Genomic DNA, 19,944 nt, shown 5'->3' with positions numbered 1-19,944 from the left:
GCTAACTACTGAAGGTACACCGGACGAAGCGAAGCATGCAGCCAGCGATCTCCCCAGCGTCTTACCAACGAACGGCTGGCCCGGGTTGTTCCCCGTGATCAGTTGCTGTACACGTGCGGGGCAAGGGTCCCAACAAAGGGGAGGTTGCGGTACTTCTCCGAATAGTCCAGCCCGTAACCCACGACGAACTCATTCGGAATATCGAATCCGATGTACTTCACATCGATCTCGGTCTTGACCGCCTCCGGCTTCCGCATGATCGCGCAGACCTCGAGGCTGGCCGGCCGCCGGGTGCGGAGGTTGTCGATCAGCCACGAGAGCGTGAGCCCGGAGTCGACGATGTCCTCGACGATGAGCACGTGCCTGCCCGAGATGTCGGTGTCGAGGTCCTTGAGGATGCGGACCACTCCCGAGGACTTGGTGCCCGAGCCGTAGGACGAGACCGCCATGAAGTCGAGAGAGACATGGGTCTGCAGGGCCCTGGACAGGTCGGCCATCACCATGACCGCGCCCTTGAGGACGGCCACCAGCAGGAGATCCTTGTCCGCGTAGTCGGTGTCGATCTGCCCCGCCAGCTCCCGGATCTTCGCCTGGAGCTCCTCCTCCGTGATCAGTACCTTGGCCAGGTCGTTGCCCAGGTCCTTCTCGTCCACCCCTACGCCTTCCGTCGCGACTCCGGCGTTCTCACTTCGGCCGGTCCAAAATGCAGCTTGCCATATCGCCGGATCACCCTGACGCGGCCGGGCAGGTCCACACCGCGCTGTCCGTGCCAGGCCGTGACCAGCCTGTCCATGGCCACCACATGCACCGCGGCGAGCGTCCCCGCCGGGCTTCCGGCTGTTACCGCGGCCCGTCGCAGCACCCGGGAACGGACGGCCCGGGGCAGTCCTTCCAGCACCCGCACGTCCAGCACGTGTTCCAAATCACGTGCTTCTTCCAGTGCCCGGGCAGCCCACCCGTCGAGCGCGTCGGCGTCCTCCCGCAGCTGGGAGGCCGTCCTCGCCAACGCCTCGGCGACGCCGGGGCCGATCTCCTTCTCCAGCAGCGGCAGCACCTCCCGCCGGACGCGCACCCGCGCGTAAGCCGGATCCTCGTTATGCGGATCGTCCCAGGGGGCGAGCCCCATCGCCAGGCATGCCTGCCTTACCTCGGCGCGGGTGAGCCCCAGGAACGGCCTGCGGTAGCGCTCCCCGGACCGGGCCATCCCCGCCAGCGACCGCGCGCCCGAGCCGCGAGCCAGCCTCAGCAGGACCGTCTCGGCCTGGTCGTCGAGGGTGTGGCCCAGCAGTACCGTCCGGGCTCCGAGCCGTTCCGCCGCCTCGTCCAGGGCCGCGTAACGCGCTTCACGGGCGGCGGCCTCCGGTCCTCCCTCGCGCCCCACCGAGACCGCGACGGACTCCACCGGGTCGAGCCCGAGGCCCCGGAGCAGCCCGGCGACCTCCTCGGCCCGTTCCGCGGACCCCTGCTGCAGGCCGTGGTCGACCGTGACGCCCCCCGCGCGCAGCCCCGTCCGTGCGGCCACGAAGGCCAGCGCCCCGGCCAGTGCGAGCGAATCCGCTCCCCCGCTGCACGCCACCAGCACCAGCGCGCCCGGCGTCAGGCCCGACAGCGACTCCCGTACCGCCGAACGCGCTCTGGCGACCGCAGGATCAAGCCCCAAGCCCAGCCTCCCGTCCTCCCGGCGGGCGTGCCGCCGAACCCGGTCAGGCCTTCAGGGTGTCACGCGCCGGGGACCGTTCAGCCGTCGTCCACAGCTCAGGATTCGGTCCCGTTGGGCTTCTCCAACGACAACATCTCGCCTTCCAGCGGGGGAAGGCCGACCCGCCTGATCCACAGGGACGGGTCGCTGATCTCGGCCATCGTCGGCAGCGTCTCGGGCGACGTCCACACCCTGTTGAAGCCGGCCATGCCGATCTCGGTGTGCACCCTGCGGACGAAACGCGAGCCCTCGGCGTACTGCTTCATCTTCAGGTCGATGCCGAGCAGTCGCCGGAGCGTCTTGTCGAGTTTGGATCCGCCTCCGCGCCGCGAACTGAACTTGGCGCGGATCTGGGCGACGGACGGCACGACCTCGGGGCCCACCGCGTCCATGACGAAGTCGCCGTGGCCCTCCACCAGCGTCATCACCGCGGTGAGCCGGTCCAGGATCTCCCGCTGCGCGGGCGTCTGGATCGCGTCGATCAGGGTGGACTCGCCGCCTCGCACGGCGTCGGCCACCGCCTCGGCCGCGTCCTTGATCCGGTCGAAGAGCTCGGCCGGGCTGATGTCGGAGGCGAGCAGGAACTGCGTCATCTGCTCCTGGACGTAGGTCCTCAGCCAGGGGACGGCGGTGAACTGCGCGCGGTGCGTCTCCTCGTGCAGGCACACCCAGAGCCGGAAGTCCCTCTGGTCCACGGAGAGTTCCTGCTCGACGTGGACGATGTTGGGCGCGACCAGCGTCAGCCGTCCCGTGGGCGCGTTGCCGGACGGGTCCGGCGGCAGGAACAGCTCGTACTGGCCCAGCACGCGGCTGGCCATGTACGCGAGGATCGCCCCCATCTGCATGCCCGTGACGCGGGGCCCGACGATGTCGGCCGCGATCCCCATGGGGCCCGTCGGCACCGTACGGCGCTGCGAGAGCTGGTCCACGAGCGGCTCCAGCACCACCCTGAAGCCCTCGACGTTCGCCTTGATCCAGCCCGGACGGTCCACCACGGTGGCCGGCTGTGAGGACGGAGGAACGTCCATACGGGTGAACTCCCGTACGTGCACCTCCGCCACCGCGGACAGGTCCCGCAGTTCCGTCACGACGGCCCGCGCCTCCTGGGCGGAGACCTGCGGGCCGGGACGCACCAGGCGGGCGCCGGTCTGGACCGCGGTACCCCAGTCGATCATCCCGCTCACGCCTGCTCCCTTCACCGCGACCCCGGGTCCCGGACGGGCCTGACTCGCGTCATCACCTCAGCGTAGGGACTAACGCCTCGCTCCTTTGAGGCGTTCCCCGAAACCCCTCTGCCAACCTGGACAGCCAGCCCGAAGTGCACATTTCCCCCAGCTCCCCGCGCATCCGGAGAGCGGTCCGGGCGACCGGAGGGACGGAGCGGTTCAGCAGTCGCAGGTGGCGACGGCCGTGGCGAGCTCGTCGAGAGTGGCGCGGGCCGCGGTCAGGTCCTCCACCCCGTTCGCCATGAAGGCGAAGGTGAGCAGGCGCCCGTTCTTGTGCCGGATGATCCCCGCGAGCGTCGCGACGTGGTTGAGCGTGCCCGTCTTCGCCCGGACGATCCCCGCCCCGGGCGTGCCGAGGAAGCGGGCGGCGAGGGTGCCGCTGAACCCCGCCACGGGCATGCCGGTGATGACGGTGCGCAGCTCCGTCCGGTCGCCCGAGGCGTTCATGGAGATCATCTTGGCGAGTCCGAGCGGAGTGATGCGGTTGAGCGGCGACAGGCCGCTGCCGTCCCGCGTGTCGACCCCCTGGGCGACCCCCAGCGACTGCAGGACGCCCCGGACGGCCCGCGCCGCCCCGTCGAAGCTGGCGGGCATCCCCTTCTTCAGCGCCACCTGCCGGGCCAGCGCCTCGGTGACGTCGTTGTCGCTGCAGTCCATGAGGTGCTCGACCAGAGCCGAGACCGTCGGCGACCGGACGTCCGCGACCTGCCGGCCCCCCTGGCCTGAGCCGGGACGGCCGACCGCGGCGTTCACCCCGTAGCGCTTCAGCCACTGCACGAACACCTGCGTGGCGCGTTTCGGCCCGTCCTCGACCGGTGCGAGCGTGCCCTCGCACGGGTTGGGGGCCACCCTGCCGTTGTCGACCATCAGCGCCGAGACCGGCGCGACGCTCCCCTCGGTGAAGTAGGTCGGCTTCCAGCCGGGGCCCAGCGAGGAGCCGGAGTAGAGGGAGGCGTCGTAGTCGACGGTGATCCGGGTCGTCCCGTTCGCCTTGAGCGCGTCGGCGGTTTTCCTGGCCAGCTCGGCGACGGAGGCGGGCCTGGGGTAGCCCTTCGGCTCCGCCTGGGACGACAGCGTCGGGTCGCCCCCGCCGACCAGCACCAGCCTGCCGTCCTTGGACACCACCCTGGTGGTGATCCGCGCCGCCGGGTCGAGCGAGGCGAGCACCGCCGTCGAAGTCACGATCTTGGTGGTCGAGGCGGGCACCGCGGCACGGCCCGCACCGGCGTCGAACAGGCTCTGCCTGGTCTCGCCGTCCAGCACCACACCTATGATCTCGTCGCCCGGATCGAGTTTCGCGAGCGTCGCGGCCAGCTGTGCACCGGAGACCTTCGCATCGGCGGTACCCTGCGTGGTCTTACCGGGAACTACGATCTCCCTGTGGGCCACGGCGGCCGGCTGAGGAGAGAGTTCCCGCTCTGGCGTGATTTTCACCACACCGGCACCCGCACCTACGGTGAAGACTTGGAGCAGGAAGAGAGTGACCACGGCCACTGGCCGGTCGATGGCCGCCACGAGATACCCCTTCCCCGTCCAGGACTATCACTGGAGTGCGACATCCTTGTATACACACAACACCCCATGAGCCACGCATCAAACGCGGCAGCTTCAGAAACTGGCAAGCGGAGGAAACAGTGGAATTCGACGTGACTATCGAGATCCCCAAGGGCTCTCGTAACAAGTACGAAGTGGACCACGAGACGGGCCGGATCCGTCTCGACCGCTTGCTGTTCACCTCCACCCAGTACCCCACCGACTACGGCTTCGTGGAGGACACCCTCGGCGAGGACGGCGACCCGCTGGACGCCCTGGTCCTGCTGCAGGAGCCGACCTTCCCCGGCTGCCTCATCCTGTGCCGCACGGTCGGCATGTTCCGGATGACCGACGAGGCGGGCGGTGACGACAAGCTGCTGTGCGTGCCGGCCACCGACCCGCGCTTCGAGCACGTGCGGGACATCCACCACGTGGCCGAGTTCGACCGGCTGGAGATCCAGCACTTCTTCGAGGTCTACAAGGACCTCGAGCCCGGCAAGTCCGTCGAGGGCGCCAACTGGGTGGGCCGCGTCGAGGCCGAGGAGGAGATCCTCCGCTCCCGCAAGCGCTTCCAGGACCAGGGCGGCCACTGAGCCCGTCCGAGGCTCCGCTAGGCGGGCCGAACCGCTCCGATGAGGCCCTTGCGCCAAATGGAGGAGACCCGGACCCGCGCTCCCGTGTAGGGCGCTTCCACCATCCGGCCGCGGCCAATGAAGATCCCGACATGATGGATCGTGTCGGGATCTTTAACGTTCCTGGCGAAGAAGACCAGGTCTCCGGGGCTGGCCATGCTGAGCGGGACGCGCGGGCCGGAGTTCCATTGCGAACCCGTGAAGTGGCCGAGCTTCACGCCGGCCTGCGCCCAGGCGTAGAGAGCCAGGCCCGAGCAGTCGAAACCGCGCGTCCTCGCGCCGCGGCCGATGCCGTAACTGGGACCTGAGGGGTTGCCGCCGCCCCAGGAGTAAGGCGTGCCGATCCACTTGAGCGCGGCCTGGACGACCATCCTGCCGCGGGCCGCTCCTCGCGCGAACCGGCGGTTCTTGCCCTTCATCCTGCTGGCGACCGCGTCGGCGGAGTCCGCGTTCTGGAGGCTCTTCACGCGCCTGTCCGCCAGGAAGACGACCCCGTTCTCGGACTCCGCGAACTCGGAGAACAGCCGCTTCTTCGCCGCACGCAGCCTGGTGACCACCGCCTCCTGCGCCTCGTACGCCTCGTCGGCCTCCTTCTTGGCTTTCCTGGCCGCGACGAACTCCTCCTTCTGGCGCTCGTACGTCCGACGTGCCTCCGTCCGGAGCGAGAGGGCCTTCGTGTGCGCGGTCTTCAGCTCTTCAAGGCGGGTGGCCGGCTCCTGCCGGACGTCCGCCACCCCGGTGTCGACGGTCTCGGACTGCGTGCCCTCTGCGCCTTCCTGACCGGCCTTCTCGGCCCCTACGCCGTTCATGGTGCCCGCGAGGTACCCGGCGTACTTCTTGTAGTCGAAGTAGTCGAGGTACTGGGAGGCCCCGTCCTCTACGGAGTCCTCCTGCTTACTGTGCTCGCCGTCCTCGGTCGCCGGCTCCTCGGCATACGTTTCGTCACTCTGCGTATTCTCGGCGTGTACGTTCTCCGACTGCACGTCGTCAGCCTGTACGTTCTCCCGTACGGCCTCCGCTCGCACGGGATCGAGTCGCGCGTCTTCAGCCTGCGCGGTCTGGTACTTCGCCGCGGACGTCCGCACCTGTTGTCGGGCCTCCACGAAGGCCTTGCGCGTTCGTTTCAGCGCCGAGGCCTCCGCGTCGTACCGCTTCTGCGCCTGCTCCGCGCTTTCACCGAGCTTCGCCAGCTCGGACTTGGCCTGTTTGAGCCGGGCCGTGACTTGTTCCGCCCGCTGTTCCTTCTCGGGGACGGTATGTCTACTCTCGGCCAGATCCTTTGTGCTGGAAGGCTCCGGCGGAACGGCCAGCACAGGCGTCCCCACCGCGACGAGGGCTCCGGTCACGAGCACCACCAGGCTCCGGGATGGCTGGGTCACGCTTTCCTCCTCCTGTCCGACATACCGACATGCCGAACATTCCAGGACGATCACTGTGCGTGATCGATCGTTCACCGAGGGGTGCCTACCCGGAGACCAGCCGTGCTCACATCATTCAGGCGATCATGTTTCTGCTTGGGCGAAGGTTTCTCAATACCATCCCGAAAAACCCGGCAGAGGCGGGCATACCGCGGGACCGGCCTGGAAATCCGGCGGCGGTGAACTCGGTGTTCCTGGTGGCGACGAAAAGCCGGTAACCCTGCAATTCGGGATCGGTGAAACAGTTCATCACTCGCACTCTTAGCGAGGCGGGTGGACGTGCGTAAGGCGACAATCCCAGAATCTTCGCCGGAGAAAACGCCTTCGACGGCACATGGCTCTCGCACAGGGCGCATTCCCCGGCGTGGGCCAGGAGCTTCGCCCTGACGTTGGGATCGAGCCCGCCCGCGACCCGTTCGGCGAGGACGCCGCCACGACCGCGGCAGCCGTGAGGGCCCAGCCGAGCCAGGATCTCCACGGTCAGGGCGAGTCGAAGATCCTCCTCCGCGTCCCGGAGCAGCACCCTGATCCGCCTTCGGGAAACCCCCAGGACGGCGGCGAGGCCCGGCAGGGACAGATGGTGGCGCATCCGCAGCTCCAGCGCCTCATGGGCCTGTGGAGGCAAGGACCGCAGAGCTCGCCATGCGACCGTCCGCCGGTCGGCGTCATCCTGGTCGTGCCGGGCGATCGCCAGGTCGGGGCTGCCGTCGGTGAGCTTCGCGCGGTGCGAGCACTCGACCCGGGCGATCGTGTACAGCCAGGGCGCGAGGGCCGAGGGATCACGCAGTCGCCCGATACGGGCTTCGGCGACGATGAGCGTGTCGCGCAACGCCGACTGGGCGGCGTCCTGATGGAGCAGATGAAACCAGCAATAGGCATAAAGTCTCGCGGCATAAGCGTCATAAACGGCGGCGGGTGCGCCAGGGTCCCGGGAACGCAGCGCCTCGACGAGCAGACCGTCCTCCATGAGCGAGGAACCTAGGGCTTTTCACTTCCGCCCTCCAGCACCTCTCCTCCTTTGATCTGGCAACCTCTGTAAGAATTCCCACCTCATCGGAGGAAAGAGACGTTCCGCCGCCGCAGTGATCGTCGTCACCTGAGCGGTTGTGAAGATGACCGGATGTGACTTGATGAATCCTGGAATCGAGCGCCCTCGGAGAAAAGTGACGTCTCCGTATTCGATCCCTTCCGGCACCAACCGTCCCGATTGGATGGCGATGACGGGGACGACGTCCGTCTCGCCGTCCAACTCCTCCGAAAGGATCTCCGCAACGAGCTCCGCGGCCAGTGTCACCGTCGCCGTCTCCAGCCCGGACGCGGGCTGTTCACCCACCCACAGCTGCTCTTCGTCCGTCCAGACGCGGGCGCCTCGGCGGACCCTGCGGGTGATGACGGCGTAGACGCCGGTCAGGCCGATGACCAGATGATCGAGGTTGGTGGTCGGCAACTGCGGGACCGCACGGTCGTGCAGGACGCTGTAACCGCCTCCCAGGCGGGCCAGATCGCGTCCGGTACGCCGCTCGGCACGGGCGCCGCGACGCCAGTCGGTCTCCACCCCCGGAGAGAAGTAGCCGGACAGGTAGTGCGCGGCGAACAGGGCGACCCCCGCTGCCAGGCCGAGGCGCCAGTCGAGCAGGCCCGCGACCACCGCGCCGCCGGCCGCGCCGAGCACCACCGAGACGACGAATCTCTCGGTCCGGAACGAGAACCGCCGGTACCGAGCCCAGGCCGACGCTCCCGCCGTACCCGCCTCGCTCCGCCGCACCGGCCTCACCCCCGCGCCCAGCGTGCTGCGCATGGGCGTCGCATTCAAGGACTTCCGCCCGCTCCGCAGATGTCGCAGACGGCGAACCGCCCCCAACTACGACAGGTCCGGCACCGGTTGACACTGTCATGATGACAGTGTCACTATTGCAGCATGGGCATTTGGACGATCTCCGAACTGGCTTCACGCGCGGCCGACGCGCTGGCCGACCTCGAGGTGAACGGCCGTGTCCAAGACGTCCCGAACGAGCGCCTCATCCGCTGGTACACCACCCTCGGCCTGCTCGATCCCCCGCTGCGCAGAGGCCGCACAGCCCGATACACCGGCCGCCACCTCCTCCAGTTGGTGGCGGTCAAACGCCGTCAGGCCGCCGGCCGCACCCTCGCCGAGATCCAGGCGGAACTGGCCGGCGCCCCCCTCGAAACCCTCCTCATGATCACCGGTCCGCTCCCCGGCGCCGGCCGACCCGCCCCGGCGCCTCCCGCCCCTCCACGCCGCTTCTGGGCCGCCCCTTCTCCGGCACCCGTATCCGATGCGTCCGACCCGTCCAATGCGCCCTCCGCCACGTCCAGCGCTGAGGCCGTCGAGACCGTCGAAGACACCTCGCCGGTGGATGTGCGGTGGGCCTCGGACACGGGAAGCGGAAGAGCCGAGGCGGCTTCCGCGCGAGGCCGCACGGAGGTGGCTCCCGAGGGGAGTGCGGCGATGCAGGGGGTCAGGCTCGGGCCGGGCGTGACTCTGCTGCTGGAGACCGCGGCGCTGAGCGCGGAAGACGTCGCCGCCCTCCGCGCCGCCGCCGCACCGCTTCTGGACGAGCTCATCGAACGAGGGCTGCTGGCCGAGGCGTCCACGAGAGAGGAGGGCGAACCCCACCACCTGTAGCACACCCTCCGGTGGTGGAGACGTCACCGCCGGGGTACCCGCCGCCGCACCCGCGTCCGGCCGTCAGAGCAACGTCGCCAGGGAGGCCACCGTGAACGTGCAGATCTTGCCGATGGATTCATCCCCGTCCCCGGTCCCCGAAGCGGGATTCGGCGCGCTGTCCACCGCCGAGGGGAACCTTCCGCTCGACACCGTCGACGTCCACGCCGCCATCACGGGGCTCGCCGCCCGCGTCGAGGTGGCCCAGGGCTTCCGCAACCCGTTCCAGACCCCGCTGGAGGCCACCTACGTCTTCCCCCTGCCCGACCGCGCCGCCGTCACCGCCCTGCGCATGGAGGCCGACGGCAGGGTCGTCACCGCGGAACTGAAGGAGCGGGCCGCGGCCCGCGAAGAGTACGACCAGGCCATCGCCTCCGGGCGGCGCGCCGCGATCGCCGAAGAGGACCGCCCCGACGTCTTCACCATGCGGGTCGGCAACATCCTCCCCGGGGAACGTGTGACGGTGCGGCTCACCCTGGACCAGCCCCTCCCCTACGAGGACGGAGCCGCCACCTTCCGCTTCCCCCTGGTGGTCGCACCCCGCTACATCCCCGGCCCCCCGTTGGACGAGCCCCCCGCGGGAACCGGCGTCCACCCCGACACCGAAGCCGTCCCCGACGCCTCCCGCATCACCCCGCCCGTCCTGCTTCCCGGCTTCCCCAACCCGGTGGCCCTGAGCATCACCGCCGAACTCGACCCCGCGGGGCTCCCCCTGGGCCCCGTCACCTCCAGCCTCCACTCCCTCACCGTCGAAGGCCGCACTCTCCGTCTCTCCCCCGGCGAACGCCTGGACCGCGACTTCGTCCTCCGCCTGCCCTACGCCCCCGCCGAACCCGCGGCGGGCGAGGTCTCTTCCACCGCACCGGGAACGGGCCTGGTCGAGTCACTGCTCTTCGTCCCGGATTCCGCGGAGGAGGACGGCGGAGAAGGAACGTTCACGCTGACGCTGGTACCCGGGCAGGCGGGCCTCGCCCGTCCCAAGGACGTCGTCCTGGTCATCGACAGGTCCGGGAGCATGGACGGCTGGAAGATGGTCGCCGCCCGCCGCGCCGCGGCCCGGATCATCGACAGCCTCCAGGCACACGACAGGTTCGCCGTGCTCTCCTTCGACCACGTGGTCGACCACCCCGACGGCCTCCCCCGGGAACTCGCGGAGGCGAACGACCGCAACCGTTTCCGCGCCGTCGAACACCTCGCGGGCCTGCGCGCCCGAGGCGGCACCGAAATGCTGGCCCCGCTCACCCAGGCCGTCGGGCTGCTCGGCGACTCCGCCCGTGACAGGGTCCTGGTCCTCGTCACCGACGGCCAGGTCGGCAACGAGGACCAGATCCTCGCCGCCCTCGCCCCCTCCACCCTCAACGGTGTCCGCATCCACACCGTCGGCGTCGACCAGGCGGTGAACGTCGGCTTCCTGGCCCGGCTCTCCGCCTACGGCCAGGGACGCTGCGAACTCGTCGAGTCCGAGGACCGCCTCGACGCCGCGATGGAGCACATCCACCACCGCATCGCCGCCCCCGTCCTCACCCAGGTCGCCCTCCATCCCTCCCCCGGCCTGGAGCTCCTCCCCGGCACCCTCACCCCCGCCCGTCCACCGTCCGTCTTCCCCGGCGTTCCCCTCGTCGTCTCCGGCCGTTACCGCGGACACGGTTCCCTCACCGTCACCGCCATCCCCGGCACCTCCCCCCTCGCAGAACGGCCCGCCGCGACCCCGCCCTCCGTCCCGTCGTGGCACGCCGAACACTCCGCGACCGATGGCCTCACCGGCTCAGTCCTCGGAGAGCGGCCCACCGGGACCTCGGGTCCCGTTCCGGCGGGACGCGCCGGTCACCCGGCCGACGGTGCCTCCGCGGCTCACTCCGGCTCTGCTCCCGCCGATGGCGCCGGGGAGTGGCGCCGCACCCTGAGCGCGCACGTCACCGGCGATCCGGCGACCACCTCCATCTGGGCCCGGGCGCATCTGCGCGATCTGGAGGATGTCTACGCCATCCGCCCATCGGACGAGCTGGAGCAGCGGCTGGTCGCCATCTCGCTGAAGCACAGGGTGCTGTGCCGCTTCACCGCCTTCGTCGCGGTGGACTCGCGGGTCGTCACCTCCGGAGGAACCCCGCACCAGGTCACCCAGCCGGTCGAGCTTCCCCGCGGCTGGCAGCCCGCAAGCGCCCCCGTGGCGTTTCCCGTCGCCGCCCCGATGATGGCGGCGGCCCCCGCCCCGCCTCCGGCAGGAGCCCCCAGAGCCATGTTCCGCCGCTCCATGCAGGCCCCCAGTGCTCCCGCTCCCGGCGGAGCTCCCGGAGGCGCATCCGGCAGCGCATCCGGCGGAGCCCCCGCTCCCGCCGCCTTCCACGCACCCGTCAGCGGCGGACCGCTCCCTCCTTCTCCTCTCTCCGAGACCCTTCCTCTCCTGGAGCTGGAACTGTCCCGTCTGAAGGAGCTCACCGACGCTCCTGCCGGGGAACGCCTCCAACACCTGTCCGACCTCATCACCCGTCTGGAGTCCCTCGCCCTCCCCGACCTCACCCCGCTCCTGGAGGAGCTGAAGTCCGCCCCGGACCCTCTCTCCCTCTGGCCCCGCCTCATCGAGGCCCTCACCACCCTCACCCGCCCCCGCAAACGCCCCTTCTGGAAACGCTGAGCCCTGACCGAGGCCGGTCCGGCCCCCGGATCGGCCTCGGTCGTCTTCTCTCGGCTACTCGCTTCCAAGATCCGTCTTAAAACCGCTGAAACAGCCCGGTGCCCGGTGACGTCCGCCCAGCGGGGCCCCTCACAGATCCCCGGGCCAGGGTCTATGCCATGCGCGTTTCGGATCGGGAAACACCGCCTCGCACACGCTCCACCGCGTTCTTTCTCAGGGCGGCCAGTTACTCAAGGCGGGCCATTGCTCGGGGAGGCCAGCTGTCCAGGGCGGGCCACTGCTCGGGATGGCCAGCTACTCAAGGGTGAGCTGGGCGAGCTCCGCTGGGGGTCGTGTCCTTGGGCGCCTTCGGCGGTTCGGCGCAGGGTTCTGTCAGTGGTCGGCGGTAGCTTCACCGGGTGACGACGAGCAGTGGCGCCCCGGTGCGCATCGATACTTCGGGGAACGGGATCCTCATCAACTGGGGGGAACCGGGCTCCACCACGGCGGGTATGGCCGAGATGTTGTCCACCGCCCTGACGGTGTCCCTCCAGTCGGGTGTTCCGGCCTATCCCCTGGTCGAGGAGCTCCTGCATCTCCGCTTCGTCCCCGACGGGCCGACGGGTGATCCCCTGGTCCCCTCCGCCGCCTCTGTCGCCGACCACGTGGCCCGCCGTCTGGCCTTCGACCGCCTCGGCCCCGCGGAGCTCCAGAAGCTCGGACTGTCCGGCTCCGATTCCGCCTGGCCCGACGCCTACGCCTCGGGTTCGGGAACCTAGCCCTCCGCGCACCGCGGACCGCCCTGCCCGGATCAAGGATTCTCAGGGTCCCCACCCGGTACCCCGCGTCCGTTACCGGTCCGTGAGCGGCGACGGACGGTCCGCGGAGCCGTCGCGCCGAAGATCACCGGGGCGCCGCCGCTCTCGGCGGGAGTTCTGGTGCCCGCTTCGTCACGCCGTCTCTCCGATGGGGGATTCGACGGGACGGCCGAGGGTCTCCGAGTCGGGGGACGGGGCGGCCGGGGTGCGTGGCAGTAGCTGCACGAGGCCGATGAGGGTCAGGGAGACGGCGATCAGATAGATCAGCCCGTGCTGGAACGCGTGGGTCACGCCGCCCGACAGGCTGCCGTAGAAGACGACGCCCACGATGCCGACTCCGAGCGCTCCGCCCACCTGCTGAGCCGTGGTGAGCATGCCGGAGGCGGCTCCTGCGTGGTGCGGGGCGATTCCGGCCAGGACGGTGCCCATGATCGGGGCGAGGGCCAGGCCCATGCCGACCCCGTCGAGGGCGAGCGCGGGGACCAGCCAGCCGACCGGCGCGTCCCGGTGGACGGCGAACAGGAGCAGGGCCAGGCCGAGTGCCCTGGTCAGCCCGCCGACCGCGATGGCCTGACGGCCGAGACGCGCCGCGAGGCGGGGTGCGAGCGACGATGCCGCCAGGTAGCCGGCTCCGATCGGCACGAAGATCAAACCGGCTTCGAGAGCGTTCAGGCCCCTGCCTTCCTGGACGTAGAGAGCGAAGATCAGGAAGTAGGCGGCCATACCCATGGTGAAGGCGAGCTGGGTGAGCAGACCGGCGGTGAACGCGCGCTCGCGGAACAAGGCCAGGTCGATCAGCGGAGACGCGTGACGTCGCCGGGCGTAGCCGATGAAGAGGAGGACCGCCGCGGCGAACGAAAGCCAGGTCCACAGCGGCCAGCCCTGCTCGCGGCCCTCGATCAACGGCAGGAGGGTCGCCGCCAGTGCGAGCGTGACCAGGGCGGCGCCGCCGAGGTCGATCCGTGCGGCACCGTCCGCACGGCTCTCGGGGATCATGCGCCGGGTCGACGCCAGGGCGGCCGCGCCGATCGGCGCGTTGATCAGGAAGCAGGCGCGCCACCCCGTTCCGAACAGGTCGGCCTGGATGAGCAGGCCGCCGATGAGCTGGCCGAACACCGCGGCCAGCCCCATCGTCAGCGCATAGGCGTTGAGGGCTCTGACCTGGGCGGCCCCGCTGTAGGCGGTGCGCAGGATGGCCAGCACCTGCGGGGCGAGCAGGGCCGCCGCCGCGCCTTGGGCGATGCGGGCGGCGACCAGCGTGGCGGCGTCGGGAACCAGTCCGCACGCCACTGAGGCGAGCGTGAACAGAGCCATGCCCAAGGCGAACATCCGGCGGCGGCCGAAGACGTCGCCGAGCCTCCCGCCCAGGACGAGACCCGAGCCGTACGCCAGCCCGTATCCGGCGACCGTCCACTGGACGGCGGCGGCACTCGCGTGCAGGTCGTTCTGGATGGGAGGGATGGCGACATTCACGATGAAGAAGTCAAGGATCGTGATGAAAACACCGGTCAGCACGATGGGAAGGGTCCCCGCGCGAGCCATGAGAGCTCCTGTAGATAGAACGATCGGTATACGCGGAGATCGATTAGATAGAACGGTTGATCTACTGTCAACCCGTGCCACAATCGAACACATGGCAACGAGACCGGGACCCCGCGAGCGGCTCCTCGAGGCCGCACGCGAGCTCACCTACACACAGGGCGTACACGTCGGAGTGGACGCGATCCTCAAGCAGGCCGACGTCGCCCGTCGCTCGCTCTACCAGCATTTCGACGGAAAGGACGGGCTGATCGCCGAGGTCCTGCGCAGCTCCGGCAACGAGGCCCGCTACCGTCAGGTGATGGACGAGGCGGGCGACGACCCGCGGCAACGCGTCCTGGCGGTCTTCGACGAGCTGGAGAAGATCACCACGCGTCCGTCCTTCCGCGGCTGCCGCCACACCGCGGCCGGACTCGCCTTCGCCGACCCGGGCCATCCCGCGCACGCGCAGGTCCGCGCCTACAAGGACACCCTCCACCAGCTCTTCACCGCAGAACTGACCCGACACGGGCACCCGGAGCCCCGACTGGGCGCGGACCAGCTCCTCGTGCTCATCGACGGAACACTCGCCCACGCCGTCACCCGCCCCGACGCCCACCCGGCCATGGCCGCCCGCATGATGGCCGAACTCATTCTCGACAGCCGCCCGCGAGGCAGCGCGTAGGGCGATTCCCGCTCTGGTCCTCCACGACGGGCAGGGCGTGTTCTCGTGGAATGCGATGGACCGGTCCCAGCACGGACCGAGGAGCGCTCACCGTCGCGTCCGTCAGCACCTGTCATCTGCCATGACGGTGATCCAGGAGGAGCCGGGAGCGTCAGCGTGAAACCGATCGAGCGGGAGGCCTTCGAGCCGGGAGCGACTGGAGTACGCGCGAAAGAGCCGCGGTCGGCTCCGTGTCGACCGCCATGCCCTCTCCGGTCATCCGGGCTCCGGCTGCGAGGTGATCCCGGGCACTGGGCTCGGCGCCGGATCTCGGTCTTGCGGCAGGTGGGCCTTCGAGGCCGACAGGCGCGTTCGCCCGTCCGCCCCGGCCTCGAACGCCGGGCCGGGGCGGATCGGGCGAACCCGCGCAAGAGGCCGACCGGGGCGGAGCCGACCGAGGTCCTGCGAGGTCAGAGGGTGGACTGGAGGAAGGTCCAGGCGTCGGTGACGATCTCTGTGAGGGTGCGGCGGGCCTTCCAGCCGAGGTCGGTGGTGATGCGGGTGGAGGAGGCCACGAGGGTCGGGGGGTCGCCGGCGCGGCGGGGGAAGGTCGTCACGGGGATGGGGTGGCCGGTGACCTGGCGGGCGGTGGTGATGACCTCGTTGACGGAGCAGCCGGTGCCGCTGCCGAGGTTGTAGACCCGGTGGGTTCCCGGGGCCACGGCGTCCAGGGCCAGGAGGTGGGCTTCGGCCAGGTCCGCCACGTGGAGGTAGTCGCGGATGGCGGTGCCGTCGGGCGTGGGGTAGTCGGTGCCGTAGAGGTTGACCGAGGGGGCCAGCCCCGCGGCCACCCGGAGGACGTTGGGGATCAGATGGGTCTCGGGGTCGTGGCGCTCCCCGAAACCGGCGTAGGAGCCGCCCACGTTGAAGTAGCGGAGGCTGATGGCGGCCAGGCCGTGGGCCGCGGCTTCGCCTTGGAGGGCGTAGTCGACGGCGACCTTCGACTGCCCGTAGGGGTTGATGGGGACGGTGGGCGTGTCCTCGGTGATGGGTTCGTCGCCTGTCACCCCGTACGTGGCGGCCGTGGAGGAGAAGACGATGCGGCGCACGTCGGCCGCGCGCATCGCTTCGAGCAGGGCGAGTGTGCCCGCGACGTTGTTGTCCCAGTACAGCTCGGGTTTGGCCACCGATTCGGCGACCTGGGACTTGGCGGCGAAGTGCATGACGGCGTCGTAGCCGCCTTCGCCGAGGATCTCTCCGGCCTGCTTGATGTCCGATTGGACGAACCGTGCGCCTTCCGGGACCGCCCCGGCCACGCCGGTCGTCAGGTTGTCCAGCACCGTCACCGTGTGGCCGGCTTCGAGGAGCTGCGCGGTGACGACCGATCCGATGTAGCCGGCGCCGCCCGTGACGAGAACCTTCAAACCATCCTCCAACCTGCCCGATCGAACATTCAAGGAATTCCCAAGTGGTTCACAACCGGCTGAGAGCAGGATCAGCAAGGCGAACGAACACGGGAGGAAACAATGAAGGGTTCGCGCCTGATGGCGCTCCTGCTCGCGATGGCCGTCCTGGGCACCGGCTGCCAGTCGCGGGGTTACGCGATGCCGGCGGAGACCGCGCAGAGCATCCCCCGATGAAGAAGGCCCGGGCGTACCCGGGCCTCCCTCATGTTCTAGAGCTGCTTCTCGTACCCGGCGAGCCGGACGCAGGTGGCGAGGCCTTCGATGGCCACGTCGAGTTCGGCCGGGACCGGGAAGGTCGGCGCGATCCGGATGGTCCGGTCGGCCGGGTCGTCGCCGTAGGGGTGGGTGGCGCCGGCCGGGGTCAGCGCGACACCGGCCTCCTTGGCCAGCTGGACGACGCGCCCGGCACAGCCCTCGGGCACGTCCAGGGTGATGAAGTAGCCGCCTTCGGGCCTGGTCCACTCGGCCAGCCCCGTCCCGCCGAGCTGCGCGGTGAGGATGCGGTCGACGGCCTCGAACTTGGGCCGGACGATCTCGGCGTGCTTGCGCATGTGCGCGGCGAGCCCTGCGGCGTCCTTGAGGAACTGCACGTGCCGCAGCTGGTTGATCTTGTCGGGCCCGATGGTGCTCTTGCCGAGGAAGCCGGTCATCCACTTGATGTTGGCCTCGGACGAGCCGAAGAACGCCACGCCGGCGCCGGCGAACGTCACCTTCGAGGTGGAGCCGAAGACGAACACCCGGTCGGGGTTCCCTGCGGCCTCGGCCTCGGCGAGGATGTCGAGGATCTCGGCGGGCTTGTCGGTGAGGTGGTGGACGGCGTAGGCGTTGTCCCAGAAGACGCGGAAGTCGGGGGCGGCCGTCCGCATGCGGGCCAGGCGGCGCACGACCTCGTCGCTGTAGGAGACACCGGTGGGGTTGCTGTACTTGGGCACGCACCAGATGCCCTTGATCGTCGCGTCGTCGGCCACAAGGCGTTCGACGGCGTCCATGTCCGGGCCCTCGCCCGTCATCGGCACCTGGATCATCTCGATACCGAAGCGCTCGCACAGCGCGAAGTGCCGGTCGTAGCCGGGCACCGGGCACAGGAAGGCCACCCGCTCGCCGCCCGTCCAGCGTCCGGTGCCGCCCGGGACGCCGCTCAGCAGCGCGTGGACGATCGTGTCGTGCATGACGGTGAGGCTGGAGTTGCCGAGCGCCAGCAGCCGCTCGGCGGGCACCTGCAGCCCCTCAGAGAAGATCTCGGCGAGTTCGCGGAGGCCGGTGAGACCGCCGTAGTTGCGCAGGTCGGTGCCGTCCGCGGACCTGTACAGGCCCTCACCCGGCAGCGTCAGCAGCTCGTTGGAGAGGTCGAGCTGCGCGGGCGCGGGCTTTCCTCGCGTGAGGTCCAGCTTCAGACCGCGCGCCTTGAAGGCCTCGTAGTCCTGGCGAGCCTGTTCGTGGAGTTCGGCCACTGTCTGAGAAGTCACAACGCGTCCCTCTGGGAGATGCCGGTCCGGGCTTACGCAGGATATCCAAACGGTTCGGGTGATCAGCTGAGCAAGGCATTCTTGATGCCATGACGTACCGCGTGACCTTTGTCTGCACAGGGAACATCTGCCGTTCTCCGATGGCCGAGCACGTGTTCAGGAGGCATGTCGAGACCGAGGGCCTGGACGTGGAGGTGGACAGTTCCGGGACGGAGGGATGGCACCTGGGCGCACCCGCCGATCATCGGACGGTGCGGATGCTGGAGCGCAACGGCTACACCAGCGCGCACCAGGCGAAGCAGTTCCAGCACGCCTGGTTCGACCACTACGACCTGATCATCGCTCTCGACGAGGGGCACTACCGCGATCTCCGGGCGCTCGCCCTGGAGAAGGCGCACCTGGCCAAGGTCAGGCTGCTGCGCTCCTACGATCCACAGGCTGTGGATCTGAACGTCCCCGACCCGTATTACGGTGACGACACAGGCTTCGAGGAGTGCCTGGAACTGGTCGAGGCCGCGATGCCCGGGCTGCTGGACGAGGTGCGCAAGGAGCTTCCGTGAGGCTGCTCGGCCTCCGCGTCGTCCGTTCGCAGGACTTGGGGCGCAGCCATTCCTGGACGCTGCACCGGGTGACGCTGGAGGACGGGCGGGAGGTCTTCGTCAAGAAGGGCGGCGACTTCACGGCCGAGGCGAAGGGGCTCCGCTGGCTGGGCGGCCCGTCGGTGGAGGTCCTCGAGGTGGGCGAGGGCCTGCTCGTCCTGCCGTGGCTGCCGTCCGAGCCCGCCACCGTGCCGATGGTGGAGGAGACGGCGCGGGCCCTGGCCGGCGTGCACCGCCGCGGTGCTCCCCGGTTCGGGGCCGACTGGGCCGGGGACATCGCCGGCCTGCCGCTGGACAACTCCCCCGCGGACGATCCTTCGGGCGGCTGGCGGGAGTGGTACGCCGGACGCCGTGTGCTGCCGTACGTCCGGACGGCCCGGGACCGGGGCGTCCTGGAGGCCTCCGACGTCCAGGAGATCGAGGCGGCGCTGAACCGCGCCGAGCAGCCCGAGGAGCCTCCCGCTCGCGTCCACGGCGACCTGTGGGGCGGCAATGTCCTGTACTCCCGGGGAAGGGGGTGGCTGATCGACCCCGCCGCGCACGGCGGCCACCGCGAGACAGACCTCGCGATGCTCGCCCTCTTCGGCACCTCTCACCTGGATGCGTTCCTGGCGGCTTACGACGAGGCCGCTCCGCTGGCCGAGGGCTGGCGTGAACGCGTCCCGCTGCATCAGCTTCATCCTCTGCTCGTCCACTGCGTGCTGTACGGGCGCTCGTATCGGGACGGCGCGCTGGCCGCCGCCAAGTCCGTTTAATGGCCAAGTAATGTGATGTTCATGGGCATGGTGATGGCTGTCAGCTTCACCCGTTATGGACGTCTTTACTACCTGGATCCGGGGCCGCACAGTCCCCGGGTGGGGGACCGGGTGCTGGTGCCCACCGACTACGGCCCCGAGGTCGCCGAATGCGTGTGGGCGCCCCAGTACGTCACGGACGAACTCGACGGCCTGCCCGTCTGCGAAGGGCCGGCGACGGAGGAGCACCTGGCCCGCGACGAGGCCAACCGGCTCCGCCGCGCCGAGGGCAAGGCGACCGCCAAGGGGATCATCCGTCGGCACGGCCTTCCGATGAAGGTCATCGGCATCGACTACCTGGACGAGGCCAACACCTACCGGCTGTACTTCTCGGCCCCGGGACGGGTGGATTTCCGGGCGCTGGTGAAGGACCTGGCGCGCGGGATGCAGGCGCGCGTCGAACTCCGCCAGATCGGGCCGCGTGACGAGGCCCGCCTGCAGGGCGGTATCGGCCCCTGCGGACGCGATCTGTGCTGCGCCACGTTCCTGAAGGACTTCGAGCCGGTGACCGTCCGGATGGCCAAGGACCAGGACCTCCCGGTCAACCCCCTGCGGATCTCGGGCGCCTGCGGACGGCTGATGTGCTGCCTGAAGTACGAGCACCCGCTCTACCAGGAGGCTCAGGAGCGCATGCCCCGGCCCGGCGCCGAGGTCAGCACGCCGGAGGGCACGGGCCGGGTCGTCGGGATCAACGTCCCTTCCGACCAGGTGACCGTCCGTCTCGACTCGGGACGGCGCTGCTCCTGCCCGTCGGCTTCGGTGTGCTCGCCCCGGCGGCAGCACGATGAGCATTACTTCGACTGACCTTTCCGAC

At 69.7% G+C, this 19,944-nt stretch carries 18 protein-coding genes; 8 read left to right on the top strand and 10 right to left on the bottom strand.

Translation table 11 applies throughout. The features are described 5' to 3' along the window. Window positions 1–98: 98 nt before the first annotated feature. From hpt to dacB, 4 genes are all read right to left on the bottom strand, one after another. On the bottom strand, window positions 99–653 hold the full coding sequence (hpt, locus tag ABGB12_RS19765; protein ID WP_347679965.1) for a hypoxanthine phosphoribosyltransferase: 555 nt from the start codon (window positions 651–653) through the stop codon (window positions 99–101). A 2-nt stretch (window positions 654–655) separates the two neighbouring features. Beyond that, complete coding sequence (gene tilS, locus ABGB12_RS19760) at window positions 656–1,660, bottom strand: tRNA lysidine(34) synthetase TilS (protein ID WP_347679963.1); 1,005 nt, start codon at window positions 1,658–1,660, stop codon at window positions 656–658. A gap of 95 nt (window positions 1,661–1,755) precedes the next feature. Beyond that, window positions 1,756–2,874, bottom strand: a complete 1,119-nt coding sequence (locus tag ABGB12_RS19755) for a zinc-dependent metalloprotease (protein WP_347680653.1) — start codon at window positions 2,872–2,874, stop codon at window positions 1,756–1,758. Window positions 2,875–3,084: 210 nt separating this feature from the next. Further along, window positions 3,085–4,359, bottom strand: coding sequence for a D-alanyl-D-alanine carboxypeptidase/D-alanyl-D-alanine-endopeptidase (gene dacB / locus ABGB12_RS19750; RefSeq protein WP_347679961.1), 1,275 nt, complete (start codon window positions 4,357–4,359; stop codon window positions 3,085–3,087). A 200-nt stretch (window positions 4,360–4,559) separates the two neighbouring features. Between dacB and ABGB12_RS19745 the strand changes: the two genes are divergently transcribed. Further along, window positions 4,560–5,051, top strand: a complete 492-nt coding sequence (locus tag ABGB12_RS19745) for an inorganic diphosphatase (RefSeq protein ID WP_347679959.1) — start codon at window positions 4,560–4,562, stop codon at window positions 5,049–5,051. A gap of 17 nt (window positions 5,052–5,068) precedes the next feature. On the opposite strand, the gene ABGB12_RS19740 is transcribed toward ABGB12_RS19745, so the two are convergent. The 3 genes from ABGB12_RS19740 to ABGB12_RS19730 form a co-directional block, all read right to left on the bottom strand. Further along, a complete protein-coding gene (locus ABGB12_RS19740; protein WP_347679957.1) occupies window positions 5,069–6,469 on the bottom strand; it encodes an NlpC/P60 family protein in 1,401 nt (466 codons plus the stop codon). 115 nt (window positions 6,470–6,584) lie between these two features. After that, window positions 6,585–7,475: a sigma-70 family RNA polymerase sigma factor gene (locus tag ABGB12_RS19735; RefSeq protein WP_347679955.1), complete on the bottom strand. Its 891-nt coding sequence runs from the start codon at window positions 7,473–7,475 to the stop codon at window positions 6,585–6,587. A gap of 21 nt (window positions 7,476–7,496) precedes the next feature. Then, on the bottom strand, window positions 7,497–8,306 hold the full coding sequence (locus tag ABGB12_RS19730) for a nuclease-related domain-containing protein (protein WP_347679953.1): 810 nt from the start codon (window positions 8,304–8,306) through the stop codon (window positions 7,497–7,499). 120 nt (window positions 8,307–8,426) lie between these two features. Between ABGB12_RS19730 and ABGB12_RS19725 the strand changes: the two genes are divergently transcribed. The 3 genes from ABGB12_RS19725 to ABGB12_RS19715 all read left to right on the top strand — a co-directional run bounded on the left by ABGB12_RS19725 (window position 8,427) and on the right by ABGB12_RS19715 (window position 12,584). After that, the gene (locus ABGB12_RS19725; protein ID WP_347679951.1) at window positions 8,427–9,155 is read left to right on the top strand and encodes a MerR family transcriptional regulator; all 729 of its coding nucleotides are present in this window, start codon (window positions 8,427–8,429) and stop codon (window positions 9,153–9,155) included. 91 nt (window positions 9,156–9,246) lie between these two features. Then, window positions 9,247–11,826: a VIT domain-containing protein gene (locus tag ABGB12_RS19720; protein ID WP_347679949.1), complete on the top strand. Its 2,580-nt coding sequence runs from the start codon at window positions 9,247–9,249 to the stop codon at window positions 11,824–11,826. 398 nt (window positions 11,827–12,224) lie between these two features. Beyond that, window positions 12,225–12,584, top strand: coding sequence for a hypothetical protein (locus ABGB12_RS19715; protein ID WP_347679947.1), 360 nt, complete (start codon window positions 12,225–12,227; stop codon window positions 12,582–12,584). 171 nt (window positions 12,585–12,755) lie between these two features. Here ABGB12_RS19715 and ABGB12_RS19710 read toward each other — a convergent pair whose 3' ends face one another. Then, window positions 12,756–14,165 (bottom strand): MFS transporter, encoded by a 1,410-nt coding sequence (locus ABGB12_RS19710; RefSeq protein WP_347679945.1) that lies wholly within the window; start codon window positions 14,163–14,165, stop codon window positions 12,756–12,758. A 91-nt stretch (window positions 14,166–14,256) separates the two neighbouring features. Here ABGB12_RS19710 and ABGB12_RS19705 point away from each other — a divergent pair, with 91 nt between their 5' ends. After that, on the top strand, window positions 14,257–14,826 hold the full coding sequence (locus ABGB12_RS19705) for a helix-turn-helix domain-containing protein (RefSeq protein WP_347679943.1): 570 nt from the start codon (window positions 14,257–14,259) through the stop codon (window positions 14,824–14,826). A 449-nt stretch (window positions 14,827–15,275) separates the two neighbouring features. On the opposite strand, the gene galE is transcribed toward ABGB12_RS19705, so the two are convergent. Both galE and ABGB12_RS19695 read right to left on the bottom strand, forming a co-directional pair. Further along, the gene (galE, locus tag ABGB12_RS19700) at window positions 15,276–16,229 is read right to left on the bottom strand and encodes a UDP-glucose 4-epimerase GalE (protein WP_347679941.1); all 954 of its coding nucleotides are present in this window, start codon (window positions 16,227–16,229) and stop codon (window positions 15,276–15,278) included. A gap of 251 nt (window positions 16,230–16,480) precedes the next feature. Beyond that, window positions 16,481–17,737 (bottom strand): aminotransferase, encoded by a 1,257-nt coding sequence (locus ABGB12_RS19695; RefSeq protein WP_347679939.1) that lies wholly within the window; start codon window positions 17,735–17,737, stop codon window positions 16,481–16,483. Between the two features lie 89 nt (window positions 17,738–17,826). Here ABGB12_RS19695 and ABGB12_RS19690 point away from each other — a divergent pair, with 89 nt between their 5' ends. From ABGB12_RS19690 to ricT, 3 genes are read left to right on the top strand one after another with little or no spacing between them, the layout of a single operon-like run. After that, on the top strand, window positions 17,827–18,297 hold the full coding sequence (locus ABGB12_RS19690) for a low molecular weight protein-tyrosine-phosphatase (protein WP_347679937.1): 471 nt from the start codon (window positions 17,827–17,829) through the stop codon (window positions 18,295–18,297). Next, window positions 18,294–19,091 (top strand): fructosamine kinase family protein, encoded by a 798-nt coding sequence (locus ABGB12_RS19685; RefSeq protein WP_347679935.1) that lies wholly within the window; start codon window positions 18,294–18,296, stop codon window positions 19,089–19,091. The genes ABGB12_RS19690 and ABGB12_RS19685 overlap by 4 nt, the downstream gene beginning before the upstream one ends. Window positions 19,092–19,112: 21 nt before the next feature. After that, window positions 19,113–19,934, top strand: coding sequence for a regulatory iron-sulfur-containing complex subunit RicT (gene ricT / locus ABGB12_RS19680; RefSeq protein WP_347679933.1), 822 nt, complete (start codon window positions 19,113–19,115; stop codon window positions 19,932–19,934). Window positions 19,935–19,944 lie beyond the last annotated feature (10 nt).

The organism is Actinocorallia sp. B10E7 (genome assembly GCF_039871655.1).
Lineage (GTDB): Bacteria > Actinomycetota > Actinomycetes > Streptosporangiales > Streptosporangiaceae > Actinocorallia.
This window is presented reverse-complemented; position numbering and strand designations above follow the sequence as displayed.

What these genes read in the sequence shown, in the direction of transcription:
- ABGB12_RS19725 (WP_347679951.1), top strand. Translation starts at nt 8,427, where the DNA reads ATGGGCATTTGGACGATCTCCGAACTGGCTTCACGCGCGGCCGACGCG.
- ABGB12_RS19730 (WP_347679953.1), bottom strand. Translation starts at nt 8,306, where the DNA reads ATGCGCAGCACGCTGGGCGCGGGGGTGAGGCCGGTGCGGCGGAGCGAG.
- ABGB12_RS19710 (WP_347679945.1), bottom strand. Translation starts at nt 14,165, where the DNA reads ATGGCTCGCGCGGGGACCCTTCCCATCGTGCTGACCGGTGTTTTCATC.
- ricT (WP_347679933.1), top strand. Translation starts at nt 19,113, where the DNA reads ATGGGCATGGTGATGGCTGTCAGCTTCACCCGTTATGGACGTCTTTAC.
- ABGB12_RS19755 (WP_347680653.1), bottom strand. Translation starts at nt 2,874, where the DNA reads ATGATCGACTGGGGTACCGCGGTCCAGACCGGCGCCCGCCTGGTGCGT.
- ABGB12_RS19690 (WP_347679937.1), top strand. Translation starts at nt 17,827, where the DNA reads ATGACGTACCGCGTGACCTTTGTCTGCACAGGGAACATCTGCCGTTCT.
- ABGB12_RS19705 (WP_347679943.1), top strand. Translation starts at nt 14,257, where the DNA reads ATGGCAACGAGACCGGGACCCCGCGAGCGGCTCCTCGAGGCCGCACGC.
- ABGB12_RS19735 (WP_347679955.1), bottom strand. Translation starts at nt 7,475, where the DNA reads ATGGAGGACGGTCTGCTCGTCGAGGCGCTGCGTTCCCGGGACCCTGGC.